The sequence below is a fragment of the Methylomonas sp. LL1 genome, assembly GCF_015711015.1.
In the GTDB taxonomy this organism is placed as follows: Bacteria; Pseudomonadota; Gammaproteobacteria; order Methylococcales; family Methylomonadaceae; genus Methylomonas.
In genome coordinates this window covers 3,921,770-3,938,894 of record NZ_CP064653.1, presented here as the reverse complement: position 1 = coordinate 3,938,894, position 17,125 = coordinate 3,921,770, and the positions used below count along the sequence as shown (strand labels likewise).

Annotated in this window: 21 protein-coding genes; 10 read left to right on the top strand and 11 right to left on the bottom strand. The window is 52.5% G+C overall.

The window, feature by feature from the left end; genetic code table 11:
- Positions 1–62: 62 nt before the first annotated feature.
- The 4 genes from dinB to IVG45_RS18450 form a co-directional block, all read right to left on the bottom strand.
- On the bottom strand, positions 63–1,151 hold the full coding sequence (gene dinB, locus IVG45_RS18465; RefSeq protein ID WP_196435242.1) for a DNA polymerase IV: 1,089 nt from the start codon (positions 1,149–1,151) through the stop codon (positions 63–65).
- Positions 1,152–1,155: 4 nt separating this feature from the next.
- Positions 1,156–1,458: a DUF4389 domain-containing protein gene (locus IVG45_RS18460; protein ID WP_196435241.1), complete on the bottom strand. Its 303-nt coding sequence runs from the start codon at positions 1,456–1,458 to the stop codon at positions 1,156–1,158.
- Between the two features lie 4 nt (positions 1,459–1,462).
- On the bottom strand, positions 1,463–2,482 hold the full coding sequence (locus tag IVG45_RS18455; protein WP_196435240.1) for a DUF2333 family protein: 1,020 nt from the start codon (positions 2,480–2,482) through the stop codon (positions 1,463–1,465).
- 96 nt (positions 2,483–2,578) lie between these two features.
- Positions 2,579–2,851: a YcgL domain-containing protein gene (locus IVG45_RS18450; RefSeq protein WP_196435239.1), complete on the bottom strand. Its 273-nt coding sequence runs from the start codon at positions 2,849–2,851 to the stop codon at positions 2,579–2,581.
- 85 nt (positions 2,852–2,936) lie between these two features.
- Here IVG45_RS18450 and IVG45_RS18445 point away from each other — a divergent pair, with 85 nt between their 5' ends.
- From IVG45_RS18445 to IVG45_RS18405, 9 genes are all read left to right on the top strand, one after another.
- Positions 2,937–3,524 (top strand): CPBP family intramembrane glutamic endopeptidase, encoded by a 588-nt coding sequence (locus tag IVG45_RS18445; RefSeq protein ID WP_196435238.1) that lies wholly within the window; start codon positions 2,937–2,939, stop codon positions 3,522–3,524.
- A gap of 11 nt (positions 3,525–3,535) precedes the next feature.
- On the top strand, positions 3,536–4,003 hold the full coding sequence (locus IVG45_RS18440; RefSeq protein WP_196435237.1) for a hypothetical protein: 468 nt from the start codon (positions 3,536–3,538) through the stop codon (positions 4,001–4,003).
- A gap of 92 nt (positions 4,004–4,095) precedes the next feature.
- On the top strand, positions 4,096–5,562 hold the full coding sequence (gene guaB / locus IVG45_RS18435; RefSeq protein ID WP_442923344.1) for an IMP dehydrogenase: 1,467 nt from the start codon (positions 4,096–4,098) through the stop codon (positions 5,560–5,562).
- A gap of 108 nt (positions 5,563–5,670) precedes the next feature.
- On the top strand, positions 5,671–7,251 hold the full coding sequence (gene guaA / locus IVG45_RS18430; RefSeq protein ID WP_196435236.1) for a glutamine-hydrolyzing GMP synthase: 1,581 nt from the start codon (positions 5,671–5,673) through the stop codon (positions 7,249–7,251).
- Between the two features lie 154 nt (positions 7,252–7,405).
- Entirely contained in the window at positions 7,406–7,705 is a 300-nt protein-coding gene (locus tag IVG45_RS18425) for a hypothetical protein (protein ID WP_196435235.1), read from the top strand.
- 122 nt (positions 7,706–7,827) lie between these two features.
- Positions 7,828–8,106 (top strand): addiction module protein, encoded by a 279-nt coding sequence (locus IVG45_RS18420; RefSeq protein ID WP_230874647.1) that lies wholly within the window; start codon positions 7,828–7,830, stop codon positions 8,104–8,106.
- Between the two features lie 39 nt (positions 8,107–8,145).
- Positions 8,146–8,397: a type II toxin-antitoxin system RelE/ParE family toxin gene (locus tag IVG45_RS23050; protein ID WP_196435234.1), complete on the top strand. Its 252-nt coding sequence runs from the start codon at positions 8,146–8,148 to the stop codon at positions 8,395–8,397.
- A 37-nt stretch (positions 8,398–8,434) separates the two neighbouring features.
- Positions 8,435–9,502, top strand: a complete 1,068-nt coding sequence (gene mutY, locus IVG45_RS18410) for an A/G-specific adenine glycosylase (RefSeq protein ID WP_196435233.1) — start codon at positions 8,435–8,437, stop codon at positions 9,500–9,502.
- Complete coding sequence (locus IVG45_RS18405; RefSeq protein WP_196435232.1) at positions 9,486–9,761, top strand: oxidative damage protection protein; 276 nt, start codon at positions 9,486–9,488, stop codon at positions 9,759–9,761. The genes mutY and IVG45_RS18405 overlap by 17 nt, the downstream gene beginning before the upstream one ends.
- A 70-nt stretch (positions 9,762–9,831) precedes the next feature.
- Here the strand turns inward: IVG45_RS18405 and cysN are convergent, their stop codons facing one another.
- The 7 genes from cysN to rpmH form a co-directional block, all read right to left on the bottom strand.
- Positions 9,832–11,457, bottom strand: a complete 1,626-nt coding sequence (gene cysN, locus IVG45_RS18400) for a sulfate adenylyltransferase subunit CysN (protein WP_196435231.1) — start codon at positions 11,455–11,457, stop codon at positions 9,832–9,834.
- A 38-nt stretch (positions 11,458–11,495) separates the two neighbouring features.
- Complete coding sequence (gene cysD, locus IVG45_RS18395; RefSeq protein WP_196435230.1) at positions 11,496–12,404, bottom strand: sulfate adenylyltransferase subunit CysD; 909 nt, start codon at positions 12,402–12,404, stop codon at positions 11,496–11,498.
- A gap of 145 nt (positions 12,405–12,549) precedes the next feature.
- Positions 12,550–13,890: a tRNA uridine-5-carboxymethylaminomethyl(34) synthesis GTPase MnmE gene (mnmE, locus tag IVG45_RS18390; protein WP_196435229.1), complete on the bottom strand. Its 1,341-nt coding sequence runs from the start codon at positions 13,888–13,890 to the stop codon at positions 12,550–12,552.
- A 6-nt stretch (positions 13,891–13,896) separates the two neighbouring features.
- A complete protein-coding gene (gene yidC, locus IVG45_RS18385; RefSeq protein WP_196435228.1) occupies positions 13,897–15,594 on the bottom strand; it encodes a membrane protein insertase YidC in 1,698 nt (565 codons plus the stop codon).
- Between the two features lie 2 nt (positions 15,595–15,596).
- Entirely contained in the window at positions 15,597–15,821 is a 225-nt protein-coding gene (gene yidD / locus IVG45_RS18380; RefSeq protein WP_013820712.1) for a membrane protein insertion efficiency factor YidD, read from the bottom strand.
- A complete protein-coding gene (gene rnpA, locus IVG45_RS18375; RefSeq protein WP_196435227.1) occupies positions 15,803–16,171 on the bottom strand; it encodes a ribonuclease P protein component in 369 nt (122 codons plus the stop codon). Before rnpA ends, yidD begins: the two co-directional genes overlap by 19 nt.
- Positions 16,172–16,306 (bottom strand): 50S ribosomal protein L34, encoded by a 135-nt coding sequence (gene rpmH, locus IVG45_RS18370; protein ID WP_054763660.1) that lies wholly within the window; start codon positions 16,304–16,306, stop codon positions 16,172–16,174.
- A 160-nt stretch (positions 16,307–16,466) separates the two neighbouring features.
- On the opposite strand from rpmH, the gene IVG45_RS18365 reads away from it, so the two are divergent.
- Positions 16,467–16,859, top strand: coding sequence for a glycine zipper family protein (locus tag IVG45_RS18365; protein ID WP_196435226.1), 393 nt, complete (start codon positions 16,467–16,469; stop codon positions 16,857–16,859).
- Positions 16,860–17,125 lie beyond the last annotated feature (266 nt).

The window sequence follows — 17,125 nt, the reverse complement described above, 5'->3', positions numbered from 1 at the left end:
TTTCGGCGATGACAACGAGGGGGCTCATTTTCGACATTGCACTATAAACCGGACGGCGTGCTTCAAATAGAATTGAATAGGTCCATTTGCCGATAGTGGGCTAGGCTATTGCGCTGCTGTAAAGCCGACAAGGTCACTCCCAGCAAGCGAACTTTTTTCCGGCTGATCTCGGTATTTTTCAATAATTCAGCGATCAATAACTCAGCATCTGGACCATCGCTAATGGCGTACGGCAAGGTTCGACCACGGGTGATCTGGACGAAATTCCGGTATTTGATTTTGATGGTCAGGCTATGCGCCGTCAGCTGCTTTTCCGTAAGCCTGGCCAGCGCCTGTTTTAACAATAGCAGCAAATGCCGGCCGACCAATTGCGGATCGCCGATGTCTTGCTCGAAAGTAGTTTCAACCCCGACCGACTTACGCTCTCGCCGCGCATTAACCGGACGTCTATCCATGCCTTGGGCAATATCATGGTAATAAGCCGCGGCTTTACCGAAATATTGCTGTAATACCGGCAATGGCGTCTGCTTTAAGTCCAGCCCGGACTTAATTCCTAATTCGTGCATTTTCTTTTCGGTAGCCGGACCTATGCCGTGAAACTTGCCGATAGGCAGATTTTCTATAAATTTGGCGGCTTGTGAAGGCGTAATGACATACAAGCCATCCGGCTTACCCAAATCCGAAGCAATCTTGGCCAAGAATTTGTTATAGGAAATACCGGCCGATGCGATCAATTGAGTTTGACGGCGAATATCCTGTTTGATTTGTTTGGCCAGCAAGGTGGCCGAACCTTGAAACAACGAACTGGCACTGACATCCAAATAGGCTTCGTCCAGCGACAAGGGTTCGATGCGGTCGCTATATCGGGAGAAAATGTCACGGATGGTTTCGGAAGCTTCCCGGTAGGCGTCAAAACGGGGTTTGACGAAAATGGCTTGCGGGCAAAGACGATAAGCCTGAGAGGACGGCATGGCCGAATGGATGCCGTAGACACGTGCTTCGTAACTACAGGTGGCGACCACGCCGCGCGAGTCGGGTTTGCCGCCGACAATCACCGGTTTGTTGCGGTATTTGGGATTATCGCGCTGCTCCACCGAGGCATAAAACGCATCCATATCGATATGGATGATTTTTCGCGGCGAGCCTTGCATGGTTTTACTGCTGGTTGGGTGGCTCCAGTTCGGCCGTCAGATTCCAATCGGAAAAAGGAAACGGCAACTGTTCGGTATTGAAGGTCAGGAACAGCAGGATATGGTAATGGTAGGTGGACAGGCTACGTCCGAAACCTAAAATATTGGGATTGGTTGCGCCGGTTAACAGCACCGAACCGACTTGCAATAGCACGATCAACCATATCAACAGCTTCACTATGCTGTCTATCATGGCAAACACCAGCATGAAAATAATCCGCTTCCAGGTGTCGATTTTTTTCAGATTTTCGTTGATTTGTTGCTGCATGGTTCTAGCCTCTGTTCATCACGTCCCGCAAGTCGAGCGCTGCGGCATTGGCGCGGGCGATATAGTTGGCCATGGCCAGCGAATAGTTGGCGAACATACCGAAACCGTCGCCGTTCAACACCACCGGACTCAGGGTCGGCGTCAACGCGTTTTCCAAGGCCTGGATCATGTTATCCAGGGTGTTCATGGCGCGCTTGTCCAACAAAATATCCGAGAAGTCGTGTTTGATCGCTCTCAAAATGTGCAACAAGGCCCAGCAAGCACCACGCGCCTCGTAGAAAACGTCATCGACTTCCAGCCAGGGGGTTTTACCAATGGTGGGCATATTGATGTCCACCAAATTGGAGGGATCGCCATGGGTGGCACCGGCAAACTTATCGGTACTGGCCGCCAGACGGGTAGACAATCCGCCCAAGCGTTTGATCACGACCTCGGTGTATTGCCACAGGTTATCGGCGCGGGAATGGAATTGAGCCGGCTTGGAAGTCGAAGTCGGATTTTGCAATCGCATCATATACTTATGCAAGGCTTCGATACCCTTGACATATTCGGCCTCGGTCGAAGGCAAGGCCCAGGAGTTATGTTCGTAGTAAAAATAAGGCTCTGCCATCGCCAAATCGGGGTCTTCGGCCGATTGGGATTGATCGCGGGCAAAATGGTTACGTAGGGCGGTGGTGGCATCGCGCAACATCACCAGCGCGCCGTATTCCCAGTTTTGAATGTTGTCGCAAAACAAACCCGGGGGAGCCACGTCGTTGGTCAGATAGCCGCCGGGCTTGAACAAAATCACGTCGGCAATATGCGCCAATGTGTTGGCATACACATAACCGATAGGCATCTGGTCGGTATGGGTCACATTCATGCGTTCGATGGCTTCGTCCTGAACGTTGAACTGTGCCGGTTCGCGGCTCCACCATTCGCCCAACACCAACATGACGACTGCAACAACGCCTATCAATGTGCCAAAACCCCAAAGTATGCCTTTCGACTTTGCGTCTTCGTAAGCGAGTGGATTGTCTGACATGTGTTGCGTATCCTGATGTGGCTAAAGAGAGATTGTGCAAATAACCGCTTTTTCTTTCGCGTATGGTAGCACGGTTTGTCGCGATAACATCCGATTTCAGTGCAGTTGATTGTTGGCGAGCAGCAAGCGTGATGGAACCATCACGGGAGGCATTTGAATGTAAAAACCCTTGCTTTCAAGACCGGCAATTACCTTGACCGCATCTTCCCTGGCCAATTTACGCTGCGGGCTTAGCTGCAATTCCATCACAAACTCCAGGCGGCCAAGGCTTTGGAATAAATCCGGCGGTAGCGAGGAAAAATCGTCTTTCTTATCCAGATACAAATAAAGTTGGTCTTTTTTTAGGCTTTTATAGATAAAGCATTGCATTATGAGGCTCCGGCGGACTAACGCTGCCAATTCTAACGGTTTTTGTATAAAATTTTCAGCACACTTTTTCTCTCCCCGCCTATCGATGCCAAACGCCAATTCAGCCCCCGATCGTTTCTTTCGCGTTGCCTGTTATTTCGAAGCAGCCCTGACCCTGCTGGCGATGTTATTGGGCTGGCTGCTGGACGTCAACCCATTTGCCGACCTCGATTTTAACGAACAGGGGCTAGCCATCGGCATGCTGCTGACTTTGCCCTTAACCTTGTTGTTTTTTGCGCTGCAACAATTACCCTACGCGCCCTTGCAAAACATCAAGACCTTATTGATGGAAACCTTGGGCGCGAGATTGCATCGCCGCCACTGGACCGACTTGCTGATACTGGCCGGCATAGCCGGTTTTTCCGAAGAAGTATTGTTTCGCGGCATGTTGCAACCCTGGCTGGAAAATGCCACCGGCATTACGGCCGGACTAATCATCAGCAACATCTTATTTGCATTGGTGCATGCAGTCACGCCGCTCTATGCGCTATTGGCGATGCTGATGGGTCTCTATCTGGGCCTGAGCCTTGACTATGGCGGAGAGCGTAACTTGCTGACCCCGATAGTCATACATGGCTTTTATGATTTCATCGCCTTCATCGTTATTCTTCGCAATTATCGCCACAGCCTTTAGAGAGCCACAGCATGTCTAATCGATCGCCACAAAATCCCAACGGCCTACTCCCGCACTGGCTGATATGCGCAAGCATGCTGCTGTTATTACTGGCCTACAATATTTTTTGCCATGTTTGGGCCGACCCATTCAGGCTGAACCTGGAGGAATCGCAAAGGGTACTAATCCGAACTGTTTTCTACGCCATCACAATCGCCTTATTCCCGCTAACCAATTTGGTGCGGCATATCCTGCTACGCCTGAACCAAACCATGCCCGGCGAAAAACCCGCCGAGCAACGCTATCTAGTGACCATCATCGCCACTCAAAGCATGATAGAAACCGTCAGCCTGTTCGGTTTGGTGATGTTCATATTGGGCGACGACTTTAACACCCTATACATTTTCAGCCTGCTGGGCGCGGTAGGGATTTATCTACACAAGCCCAATCAGCCAGAACTCGAAGCCATAAATCAGGCTTTATCGGCAAAAAACCGCTGATCCGGCTTCATTCTTTGCTGTTTCGGTTTTTGCCGGAGTGGGGTTAGGTTGTACAATGCGCTGCTATTTAGAATTCTAGCTCAGGTGTAATCATGAAAATTATTCAGGAAGCGCTCACGTTTGACGACGTTTTATTGGTACCGGCGCATTCAGCAGTGTTGCCGCGCGAAGTGGAACTTAAAACCCAGCTGACCAAAAAAATCACCCTGAATATCCCGTTGGTATCGGCGGCGATGGATACCGTCACCGAAGCCCGCCTGGCGATTGCGATTGCCCAGGAAGGCGGCATCGGCATCATCCATAAGAACATGACCACCGAGCAGCAGGCCGCCGAAGTCAGCCGTGTCAAAAAATACGAAAGCGGCGTGATTAAAGACCCTATCACCGTTTCACCCGATGTGACGGTGCGCGAAGTGATGGAATTGACCCATGCCAAAAACATTTCCGGGGTGCCGGTGGTCGATGGCGAACAACTGGTCGGTATCGTCACCAGCCGCGATTTGCGTTTCGAGACCCGGCTGGATGAATCCATCCGCTCTGTGATGACGCCGAAGGAACGTCTGATTACCGTCAACGAAACCGCCAACCGCAAGGAAGCCATCGAGTTATTGCATAAACACCGCATCGAAAAAGTATTGGTGGTCAACGATGATTTTCATTTGCGCGGCATGATCACCGTCAAGGACATCCAGAAAGCCAAGGACAACCCCTATGCCTGCAAGGACGAACAGGAACGCCTGCGAGTCGGGGCCGCCGTCGGCACCGGTGCCGGCACCGAAGAACGTGTTGCCGCGCTGGTCGAAGCCGGCGTCGACGTGATCATCGTCGATACCGCGCACGGCCACTCCCAAGGGGTACTGGATAAAGTCCGCTGGGTTAAACAAAACTTTCCGCAAGTGCAAGTCATAGGCGGCAACATCGCCACGGCGGCGGCGGCAAAAGCGCTGCTGGAAGCCGGCGCCGATGGGGTCAAGGTCGGAATAGGCCCTGGTTCAATCTGCACCACCCGAATCGTGGCCGGTGTCGGCGTACCGCAAATCACCGCCGTCAGCAATGTGGCCGCGGCATTGAAGGGCACCGGCGTACCGCTGATTGCCGATGGCGGCATCCGCTATTCCGGCGACGTGGCCAAGGCCCTGGCGGCCGGTGCGCATGCTGTGATGCTGGGCGGCTTGTTCGCCGGTACCGAGGAAGCGCCGGGCGAAGTGGAATTGTTCCAGGGCCGATCGTACAAGTCCTATCGCGGCATGGGCTCCTTGGGCGCGATGTCGCAACAGCAAGGCTCCAGCGACCGTTATTTTCAGGAAGCCACCGAGAACGTGGAAAAACTGGTGCCTGAAGGCATCGAGGGCCGGGTACCCTACAAAGGCAGCGTATTAGCCATCATTCACCAATTACTGGGCGGCGTGCGCTCCAGCATGGGCTACACCGGCAATGCCACCATCCAAAAAATGCATGACAACGCCCAATTTGTCAGAGTCACCAGCGCCGGCATGCGCGAAAGCCATGTCCACGACGTGACCATTACCAAAGAAGCGCCGAATTACCATATGAATTAAGCATTCTGCAGGGTGGGTTGGCCGCAAGGCAACCCACCAATGCCCGCTATGGCGGATTGCCCGCTGGACAAATCCACCCTACCCAATCGACAATTTTGCAGGCCTCCCGTGACACAAGCCAACATCCATTCCGACAAAATCCTGATCCTCGATTTCGGCTCCCAATACACCCAGCTGATCGCCCGCCGCATCCGCGAAATCGGTGTTTATTGCGAAATCTACTCCTGCGATTGCAGCCCGGAAGAAGTTAAAAACTTTGCCCCCAAGGGCATTATCCTGTCCGGCGGCCCCGAAACCGTGACCAGCAGCGACACCCCGCGCGCGCCGCAGATCGTTTTTGAACTGGGCATTCCGGTACTGGGCATTTGTTACGGCATGCAGACCATGGCCGAGCAATTGGGCGGCAAGGTCGAATCATCCGATCACCGCGAATTCGGCTATGCGCAGATTCGCGCTCGCGGCCATTCCAAATTGTTGTTGAACATCGAAGACCACGCATCGCCGGAAGGTTACGGCTTGCTGGATGTGTGGATGAGCCACGGCGACCGCGTCGTGGAATTGCCGACCGGCTTTAAATTAATCGCCAGCTCCGACGGCGCGCCGATCGCCGGCATCGCCGACGAAGAGCGTAATTTCTATGCGCTGCAATTCCACCCGGAAGTAACCCACACCAAACAAGGTGGGCGGATTTTGAGCCGTTTCGTGCTGGAAATTTGCGGCTGCCAGGCGCTATGGAACGCCAGCAATATTATCGAAGACAGCATTCAGGCGGTGCGGGAAAAAGTCGGCAGCGACCAGGTGATTCTCGGTTTATCCGGCGGCGTCGATTCCTCGGTGGTCGCGGCCTTGTTGCACAGAGCCATAGGCGATCAGCTGACCTGCGTGTTCGTCGACACCGGCCTGCTGCGCCTCCATGAAGGCGATCAGGTGATGGCAATGTTCGCTCAACACATGGGCATCAAAGTCATCCGCGTCGATGCGGAACAGCGTTATCTGGACGCGCTGACCGGCGTCAACGATCCTGAAGCTAAACGCAAAATCATCGGCGGCCTGTTCGTGGAAATCTTCGACGAAGAAGCCGGCAAGCTGACCGACGCCAAGTGGCTGGCACAGGGTACCATCTACCCGGACGTGATCGAATCGGCCGGCGCCAAGAGCGGTAAGGCGCATCTGATCAAATCCCACCACAATGTCGGTGGTCTACCGGAAAACATGACCCTGAAACTGGTCGAACCCTTGCGCGAACTATTCAAGGACGAAGTTCGCAAGCTAGGCCTGGAACTAGGCCTGCCGGCCGACATGATCCACCGCCACCCATTCCCCGGCCCCGGCCTGGGCGTGCGCATTCTGGGCGAAGTCAAAAAGCAATATGCCGACTTACTGCGCCAGACCGATGCGATCTTCATCGAAGAACTCTATCGCCACAATCTGTACGACAAAGTCAGCCAGGCCTTCGCGGTGTTCCTGCCGGTCAAATCGGTCGGCGTAATGGGCGACGGGCGTAAGTACGATTACGTCATCGCGATCCGCGCAGTGGAAACCATAGACTTCATGACCGCACGTTGGGCGCATTTGCCATATGAGTTTCTGGATTTAATTTCGCGACGAATTATCAATGAAGTGGCGGGCATTTCTCGCGTCACCTACGACATCTCCGGCAAGCCGCCGGCGACGATAGAGTGGGAATGAAGATTTCCGGACTAATTGGGTAGACTCAGATCCGCAGCAACTTAACTGTCTATCGGGCTTTTGCGATTATACTGACTCCTTTCGACGTAAAAAATAGTTGTTGTGAATTGATTTTATTGTTCAATATTTATGTAAGTTCTCAGGAGGAAAACTAATGAATAAAATTATTGTTGTTTTGGCGCTAACTTTAACTGGTTGCAGCACAGGAATTGTCTCAACAGATAGAGATGCCTACATGGTAGCTCATAGCCAACCAGTTTCGCTTTTGTTCCCGCTTCTTTCAACTGACTCATGGGAAAAAGCCAAAGTGTACGAGGAAGCAACCGACTTCTGCTCCGGCAGACAAAGAAATGTAGAAACGGTTGATCTTAAGGTTAGAGAAAGTCGCTTTTTCCAAAGATACGCGCGCGCGGAATTGAACTTTCGCTGCGTGGATAACATCGCGATTCGCTAACCTAGCGGAATGGCGGCAATCTGCTGTCCGCGTCACTCCTAATTTGCGTAATGTAATGCATGATGATGTCAATGCTCCAGGACCGTAGGATGCGCCGACGATAGGAGGCGCATCGATCGCGAATGATGCGCTTCACTCCGTTCAGCACATCCTACCTGTTTTATATTTCAAAGAGACTGAGGTGGTATGTAATGGGCAGCCAGGAAATTCTTGAACAAGCATTGCGACTAAAACCGGACGAACGCTTCACACTGATCGAGGTCTTGCTCCGTAGCCTGGACGAACCGGATAAGCAACTTGATGCCGTTTGGGCGGATGAGGCGGAAAAAAGACTCAAGGCCTATAGGGAAGGACGTTTGGAAGCGATACCGATGGAGGATATATTTAGGGATGCAACATGAAGGTATTGTTCTCGAAATACGCCCGGCAAGAATTATTGGATGCCGTGCTACTACGAGCTTGAGTACCCAGGGTTAAGCCGAAGATTCAAGGAAGAAGTCAGGAAAGCCGCCTTAAGAATTTCCGAATACCCCCTGGCATGGTCGCTTGAGCGCGGAGAAGTCAGAAAATGTTTACTCCATAAATTTCCTTACAAATTACTCTATTCGATTGAGAATAATCATATTTTAGTGTTGGCTGTGGCCCATCAACACAGGAAGCCGGATTACTGGGTTGATCACGATAAAACGTGAAAGCCTTTTCTTCTCTCTTCCTTTTTTCCTGAGTCTCATGCCCCCAGAACAATTCCAACAACAACTCCTAGCCTGGTTCGACATCCACGGCCGCAAGGATTTGCCTTGGCAGCAAGACATCACCCCTTACCGGGTCTGGGTTTCGGAGATCATGTTGCAGCAGACTCAGGTTGCCAGCGTAATCGGTTATTTCCAGCGTTTCATGGCCCGTTTCCCAACCGTGCAGAGCCTAGCCGAAACCGAATTGGACGAAGTTTTGCGGCATTGGGCCGGGCTGGGCTATTACGCCCGCGCCCGCAATCTGCATAAGACCGCGCAACGGATCGCCGCCAACCAAGGCCAGTTTCCGCAAACGGCGGAAGACTTGAGCGCCCTGCCCGGCATCGGCCGCTCCACCGCCGGGGCAATACTCAGCATCGCTTGCGGCCAGAGCCAGCCGATACTGGACGGCAACGTCAAACGGGTGTTAGCCCGCTTTCATGCCGTGCATGGCTGGCCGGGAGACAGCAAGGTTGCCACCCAACTTTGGGCCCTCAGCGGCCAATATACGCCGGGACAGCGCACTGGCGATTACACCCAGGCCATGATGGATTTAGGCGCGACCCTTTGCACGCGCGGCAAACCCCGTTGCGACATCTGTCCGGTCGCCGAGAGTTGTCAGGCCAAGCAGCTGAATTTGACCAGTCAATTACCGGAACCTAAGCCGCGCAAAACCTTGCCGGTTAAACAACTGTATTTTCTGTTGTTACAGGATAATCGGTTACAAATTCTGCTGGAAAGACGCCCGCCGACCGGCATTTGGGGTGGACTTTGGAGTTTACCGGAATTTGCCGATCTGCGGGAACTTCTGCACTGGTGCGTTCAGCGCGATTACCGGATCGGCCCACCGCAAACCCTGCCCAGCCAACGGCATACTTTTTCGCACTATCACCTGGATTACATCCCCGTGCTGGCGAAATTGGAAAACCCCATAAACAATGTGATGGAAGCCGGGCGAACGGTTTGGTATAAAACCGGCGAGATCGATTCTTTAGGATTGCCGGCGCCCATCAAGCGCCTGCTGCAACAATATTACACAGAGGATTACTATGACGAGAATGGTTAAATGCGTAAAACTAGGCGTGGAAGCGGAGGGCTTGGACTCGCCGCCGTTTCCAGGTGTAAACGGCCAACGTATTTTCGATCACGTTTCCAAGCAGGCCTGGAAGGACTGGCTGGCCATGCAAACCATGATCATCAACGAACGCCGGCTGGCCAGCTTCGATCCGGCCGCCAAAAAGATTTTGGAAACCGAACGCGAGAAATTTTTGTTTGCCGGTGGTTTTGAAGTACCGGAGGGCTATGTGCCCGCTAAACAGAATTGAACCTATCCATGGCCGCTTATGTGGCTAACGATAATCAATCGGAGCCGGCCGGAAGCCGGCTCTTTTGCTATCAGTGAATCAAACCGCGATTCTTCATCGCCGCATAAATCTCATCGACATTATACTCGTCGCAATTGAACGACACATCGGCCTGTCCCGGCTTGCTATCCAAACACAGACATAACAGACCGGCATTTTTGATTGCAGTAGTCAATTCCTCGCTACCGGTCTCGAGTATGGTGGCGGCATGGCCAGTGTCGAATAGTTTACGCTCCAGATGATAAACCGTCTGCTGGGCATGGCTACCGCTTAACCCGATCACTGATGCGATCTGGCCGAAGCGTGTGGCCCGCTCGTCCGCGCTGACCGGCGACCAGTCCTCTTCGCTGGCATTGCCGGTAATCATGCCGGCGCCGACCGTGATGTTGGTCAACCGATCAATGACGATGAATGAACCGCTGGTTTTGTTGCGTTTGTATGGGTCGAACACCACCGGTGCATTGACCGCGACCGTGCAATGGCCGATTTCGTTCAGCTTCAGTTCGTTGGCGTCGTGATGTTCCAGGGTATTGACGTCGATCCTGTGATGAATCATCGACACCGAGCCGGAAACGCTACGGGTTGCCAGTTTGATCAAGTATTGCCGGCCAGGCGTCATCGGCTGTTCGGTCATCCAGACGATGTCGGCCTTAAATTTGTCCGCCACGCTGGGCGCGGATTGTTGCCGGCCGATGATGATGTCGCCGCGGCTGATGTCGATTTCGTCGGTCAAGGTCAGCGTGACCGCCATCGAGGCAAACGCTTCTTCCAGTTCGCCGTCGAAGGTGACGATAGACTTGATGTGGCTGGTCTTGCCGGACGGCAACGCGGTGATTGCATCGCCCTTGTGGAACACGCCGGACGCGACGGTGCCGCAGAAACCGCGAAAATCCAGATTTGGCCGGTTAACGTATTGCACCGGGAAACGGGCGTCATCGAAGTTATGGTCGCTGGCAATTTCGATAGTGTTCAACAACTCCATCATCGGCATGCCGCTGAACCAAGGCATATTCTCGCTGGGGTTGACCACGTTGTCGCCGTCCAAGGCCGACATCGGGATGAAATGCACGTCGTGCAAATCCAGGGTTTTAACAAACGCCAGATAATCCGCCTTGATTTTGTTGAAGGTGTCTTCGCTGTAATTGACCAAATCCATCTTGTTGATGGCGACGATGATGTGTTTCAGTCCCAGCAAGGACGCAATGAAGCTGTGCCGCTTGGTCTGGGTTTGCACACCGTAACGGGCGTCGATCAAAATCACCGCCAAGTCGCAGGTCGAAGCGCCGGTGGCCATATTGCGGGTGTACTGCTCGTGGCCCGGAGTGTCGGCGATGATGAATTTGCGGGTCGAGGTCGAAAAATAACGGTAGGCCACATCAATGGTGATGCCTTGCTCGCGCTCGGCCTGCAAACCGTCGACCAGCAAGGCCAGATCGATCTTGCCGGCGCCGGTGGTGCCGGACTTGACGCTGTCAGCCTGTACCGCCGCCAATTGGTCTTCGTAAATCATTTTCGAATCGTGCAATAAGCGGCCGATCAAGGTACTTTTACCGTCGTCGACGTTGCCGCAGGTTAAAAATCGCAGCAGTTCCTTGCGTTCGTGTTGCGCCAGATAGGCGTTGATGTCGGTGCTAATTAGGTCGGATTGGTGGGACATGTTTTTCTCTGAATTCGTTGCTGATCGGATGAACGTGCTTAGAAGTAGCCTTCGCGCTTCTTCTGCTCCATCGAGCCGGCCTGGTCGTGATCGATCAAACGGCCTTGCCGTTCGGAGGTGGTGGTCAGCAGCATTTCCTGAATGATTTCCGGCAAGGTGGTGGCTGTGGATTCCACGGCGCCGGTCAAGGGGTAGCAGCCCAGGGTACGAAAACGCACCATTTTCATCTCGATTTTATCTTCCGGACCGATCGGCATACGGTCATCGTCGACCATGATCAGCATGCCGTCTTTTTCGACAACGGGGCGCTGCTTGGCGAAATACAGCGGCACGATGGGAATATTTTCCAGATGGATGTATTGCCAAATGTCCAGCTCGGTCCAGTTGGATAGCGGAAACACACGGATGCTTTCGCCCTTGTCGATCTTACCGTTGTAGATATTCCACAATTCCGGACGCTGATTTTTCGGATCCCAGCGGTGATTCTTATCGCGAAACGAATACACACGCTCCTTGGCGCGGGATTTTTCCTCGTCGCGGCGGGCGCCGCCGAAAGCCGCGTCAAACTGGTATTTATTCAAGGCCTGTTTCAGTCCGTCGGTTTTCATCACGTCGGTATGCTTTTTACTGCCGTGAGTAAACGGCCCTATGCCCTGCTCCACTCCTTCCTGATTGATATGTACCATCAAATCCCAACCCAAATCGGTGATCATTCGGTCGCGGAATTCGATCATTTCCTTGAATTTCCAGGTAGTGTCGACATGCAACAGTGGAAATGGCGGTTTACCTGGGAAGAATGCCTTGCGAGTCAAATGCAACATTACTGCTGAATCCTTGCCAATAGAATACAGCATGACCGGTTTATCAAATTCCGCCGCCACTTCGCGGATGATATGAATGCTTTCAGCTTCGAGCTGTTTCAGGTGAGTCAATTTATAATCGGTCATGAACGGTTCCGGGGCGACAGGCCCATGTTTGCATAAGAGTGTAAAGCCGCTATTTTAAAGGCAAACCGGCTCTGGATGCTATCGGCAAAGCCTTTAAGCGGGTGACGGTGATAAAAACAAAAATCCATTGGCTTGCGCGATGACTTTATTTTCCGATACAAAAGCTGCCGAAAATTTCGCCCAACAGATCATCGGAACTGAATTCACCGGTAATTTCGGACAAACTAGCTTGAGCCTGTCGCAAATCTTCGGCTACTAATTCAGGGGCCTGATGGCTTAACTGGTTTCCGGCATTTGCTACGGATTGTTGGGCCAGACTCAGAGCTTGCAAATGGCGTCTGCGGGCTATGAAGACATTGTCGGTGGTTTCGCCGAAGCCGACGCTGTTTTTCAAATGCTGTTTCAGCAAATCCAGACCGACACCGGTTTTGGCCGATAAATAAATTTCGGCGCCATGCTCGCGTTCTATCATTTGCGCGGAATGCCCGGATAAATCGATTTTGTTAAAAATACGGGTGACATTGATGTCGGCGGGCAGTTTATCCAACAGCTCTGCGCTGTCGGCGCCCATGCTATCCATCAGCAGCAGAACTTTATCGGCTTTTTCGATTTCCCTATGCGCGCGGCGGATGCCTTCCTGTTCGACGATGTTGTCGCTGTCGTGCAGGCCAGCGGTATCGATGATGTGCAGCGGCATGCCGTCGATTTGGATCCGCTCGCGCAACACGTCGCGTGTAGTGCCGGCGATGTCGGTGACTATTGCCGCCTCGTGACCCGCCAACGCATTCAGCAGGCTGGATTTGCCGGCATTGGGCTTGCCGGCCAACACCACGGTGATACCGTCGTGCAATAGCCGACCTTGCTGGGCCGTGGCGTGAATTTTTTGGATTCTGGCGTGCAATTGCTCGATTTTGCTGGCGATCATGCCGTCGCCGAGAAAATCGATTTCTTCATCGACGAAATCGATGGCGGCTTCGATGTAGACGCGCAATTCGATCAGTTCATCAATCAGCTCGTTGATTTGCTCGGAAAACACGCCTTGCATGGATTGCTGGGCGGAACGCACGGCTTGTTCGGTGCCGCTGGTGATTAGATCGGCAATGGCTTCGGCTTGAGCCAGATCGATTTTATTGTTTAAAAATGCCCGTTGACTAAATTCGCCGGGATTGGCCAGCCTAGCCCCTAAACTTAAAACCCTGCGTAATAGCATATCCAACACCACGCTGCCACCATGACCTTGCAGCTCCAGAACGTCTTCGCCGGTAAACGAAGCCGGACCGGGGAAATAAAGCATCAGACCGGAATCGATGGCGCTGCCATCGGCATCGCGAAATCGGCAAAGTTGGGCGTAACGAGGTTTGGGCGTTTTTTGGCCGATTTGCCGCGCAATCTCCAGCACTACCGGCCCGGAAATGCGGATAACGCCGACACCGCCGTTACCCGGCGGTGTGGCGATGGCGGCAATGGTGTCGCCGTTGCTTACCATGCCGGCTTAATGGGCGTGTGAGTCGCCTTCAAGCACATGCTTGGTGATGTACCATTGCTGAATGATCGACAAGCTGTTGTTGCAAATCCAGTACAGTACCAGACCCGAAGGGAAGAACAGGAAGAACACGGTGAAAACGATAGGGAACATTTTCATCACCTGCGCTTGCAATGGATCGATAGGCGCGGGATTCAAGCTTTGCTGAATCTTCATCGTGATGCCGTACAGAATCGGCAGCAGATAGAACGGGTCTTGCGCGGACAAGTCTTGTATCCACAAGGCGAAATCGGCTTGGCGCAGCTCCACGGTTTCGATCAGCACCCAGTACAACGAGATGAACACCGGAATTTGTACCATGATAGGCAAGCAGCCGCCCAATGGGTTGACCTTCTCCCGTTTGTACATCGCCATCATTTCGGTGTTGAACTTCTGTCTGTCGTCGGCATAGCGCTCTTGCAGCTCTTTCAGGCGCGGCTGAATTTTGCGCATTTTCGCCATCGACTGGAAGCTGGCTTTCGACAGTTTGAAGAACAAACCTTTAATGATTAAGGTCACGCCCAAAATTGCCAAACCCCAGTTGTTAACATAGCCAAATATTTGGTTCAACAGCCAGTAAATCGGTTTGGCGATGATGGTCAGCCAACTGTAATCTACCGTCAGCTCCAAGCCGGGCGCTAGAGCCTCCATGACCGGCTGGATTTTCGGCCCGACAAACATTTGCGCCTTGAAGACACCTTCACCATCGGGTTGAACGCTGACATCCTGCGAATAGGAGCCGATCACATAGCGCGCATCGTTGAGCGCCTTGGTATAGAAATGATTTTCCTGATCGGCGGGCGGAATCCAGGCACTGGCAAAATAATGCTGAATAAATGCGCTCCAGCCACCTTGGGTAGTGACAGCCAGATTACCCTCGGCCATGTCTTCATATTTAACTTTTTGAAACTTTTCCTTGTCGGTGTAAATCACGCCGCCGGAATAGGTTCTGATGAAGTTATTGTTGCTTTTGTCGCTATGTTCGACGCGCAGTAATTGGTTGTATTGACGACCGGACCAGGGTTTGCCGGAACGGTTATTGACCTTGTGCGTCACGTCGACCGCATAACTACCCCGTTTGAAGGTAAAGGTTTTAGTGATACGCAAGCCTTGGTCGTTGGTCCAGGTCAACGGAATAGTCAATTCTTCCTGACCCTCTTGTAATTCGTAAGCGATTTTGTCGCTGCTATAGGTGGCGTGATGATCCGGAGCCGCCGCAGCGTTTTCGCTGGCTACCAAGCCACTTTGCGCCAGAAACAGGTTTTCCGGAGTGCTGTCGAACAAGCGGATTGGCGACAGGTCTTTTTCCGGCGCATCCATACCTATCAGGGCATAGGCTTTGTTGACGACGGTGTTTTCTTTTTCGTGGGGATAATGCAACAAATCCAGGTTGCGCAGGGTACCACCTTCGGTATCGATTTCCAGCGCAAATACATCAGTCTTGACTTTGATGACTCTGTTGCTTGGCTCGATTGCGGCTGGGTTTTGTTGGCTCGCGCCTTCTTGGGAAGGTTCCGCGGATGAAGCCAGGTTGTTACCGCCGGCCACGAGGGGCTTATCGGAGACAATCGCTTGCGGTTTCGGGCCATAATCGATCTGCCATGATTCCCAAAGCATATAGGAAATCATCAACATCGCCATGACAAGTACAAATCTAATGTTATCCATTGTTATTTACTCAATTTTTCTGGAACAGGATCGATGCCGCCCTCGTGAAAAGGGTGGCATTTTAATAATCGTCGAAGCGTAAGGTAGGAGCCCTTGGCGGCGCCATGGAGCTGGATTGCCTCCAAGCCATAACTTGAGCAACTGGGATAAAAACGACATCTCGGTCCCAGTAGCGGGCTTATGAAGTATTTGTAAACCTTGATCAGGGTTATGAGCAGGAATCGCATCGATCTACCAATTTAAGCCAATGCCTTTCCAATGACTTCCTCAAAATGTGCGCATCCGCATTTGCTGCATCACCGCGCGCCAATACAACAATATCAATGTTGACGATCTGTTGCCGTTGTAACCGGAAACTTTCCCGAACAGCTCTTTTTATGCGATTCCGTGCGACTGCTTTTCTGATGGCTTTTTTTGCGATAGCCAGCCCCAACCGCGGATGCGGCAAGGAACTGCTGATCGCCAAGACCGTAAAAAACTTATCGGTGGATTTTACCGGGTCCGTAAAGACATTTTTATAATCGGCTGGTGTCCGTAGCCGATACAGATCGGGGAAGCCGAAGTCCTGGGCCGACAATTAAACTGTCAAAGACGCGCGGCCCTTGGCCCTACGCGCATTAATCACCTTGCGGCCGCCGACGGTTGCCATTCTGGCGCGGAAGCCGTGGGTTCTGACGCGTTTGATTTTGCTGGGTTGATAGGTTCTTTTCATGAGGTTTGCCTAATTAAATAAAACGGATAAAAAAGGCTGCGGATAATACGTGAAGAGCCGGCCCAATGTCAATTTGACTTGGCATTACCAAATTGGTAGAAAGGGCGTTACCATCACCAGAATGGGCCGAGGCTTCGGCTCTACATCAAGGAGTATAATCATGAAAAGATTAAATCTAGCCACATTAATGTCAGCGGGTTTGCTGATGACGGGTTGCGCCGCGACCACCGGTTGGACTCCAACCGTTGATACTTACAATGACCCCAATGCCTACCGCCTGAATCAGGACATGCGGGACTGCGAGCAACTGGCCTCCCAAGCGGCCAGCTCGGTCAAGGAAACAGCGACTGGCGCCGTAGTTGGAGGCTTGATCGGTGCGGCCGGCGGTGCCGCGATCGGCGCGATAGCCGGTAGTCCCGGCACGGGCGCGGCAATTGGCGGGGCAGCCGGCGGCATTGGCGGAGCAGCCACGCAAGGCATTCGATCCGACGACCAATATAAAAACGCTTACCGCAGCTGCATGAGACAACGCGGACATACAGTGGTCAATTAAGCGGTCCTCAACAGCTATGATTGCAGGTGATCACGCAAAAACCGATCACCTGCGGCTTTCACCATTCCCAGCATTTAACCAACGGCGTTTTTGCCAACCCGCCCCATACTCACCCCGAAACGCTTAGCCTTAGTCCGGATATCCTTATTTGTTTTTCAGAACACGCCGCCGGACGCCAATTTTGTTAAAGTTTTGTGAGCTTAGGCCGTAAACCCAGTCAGAAAAAGCTCTCAAATTTAGTGTTTTTTGAAAAAAGGCCTAGAATT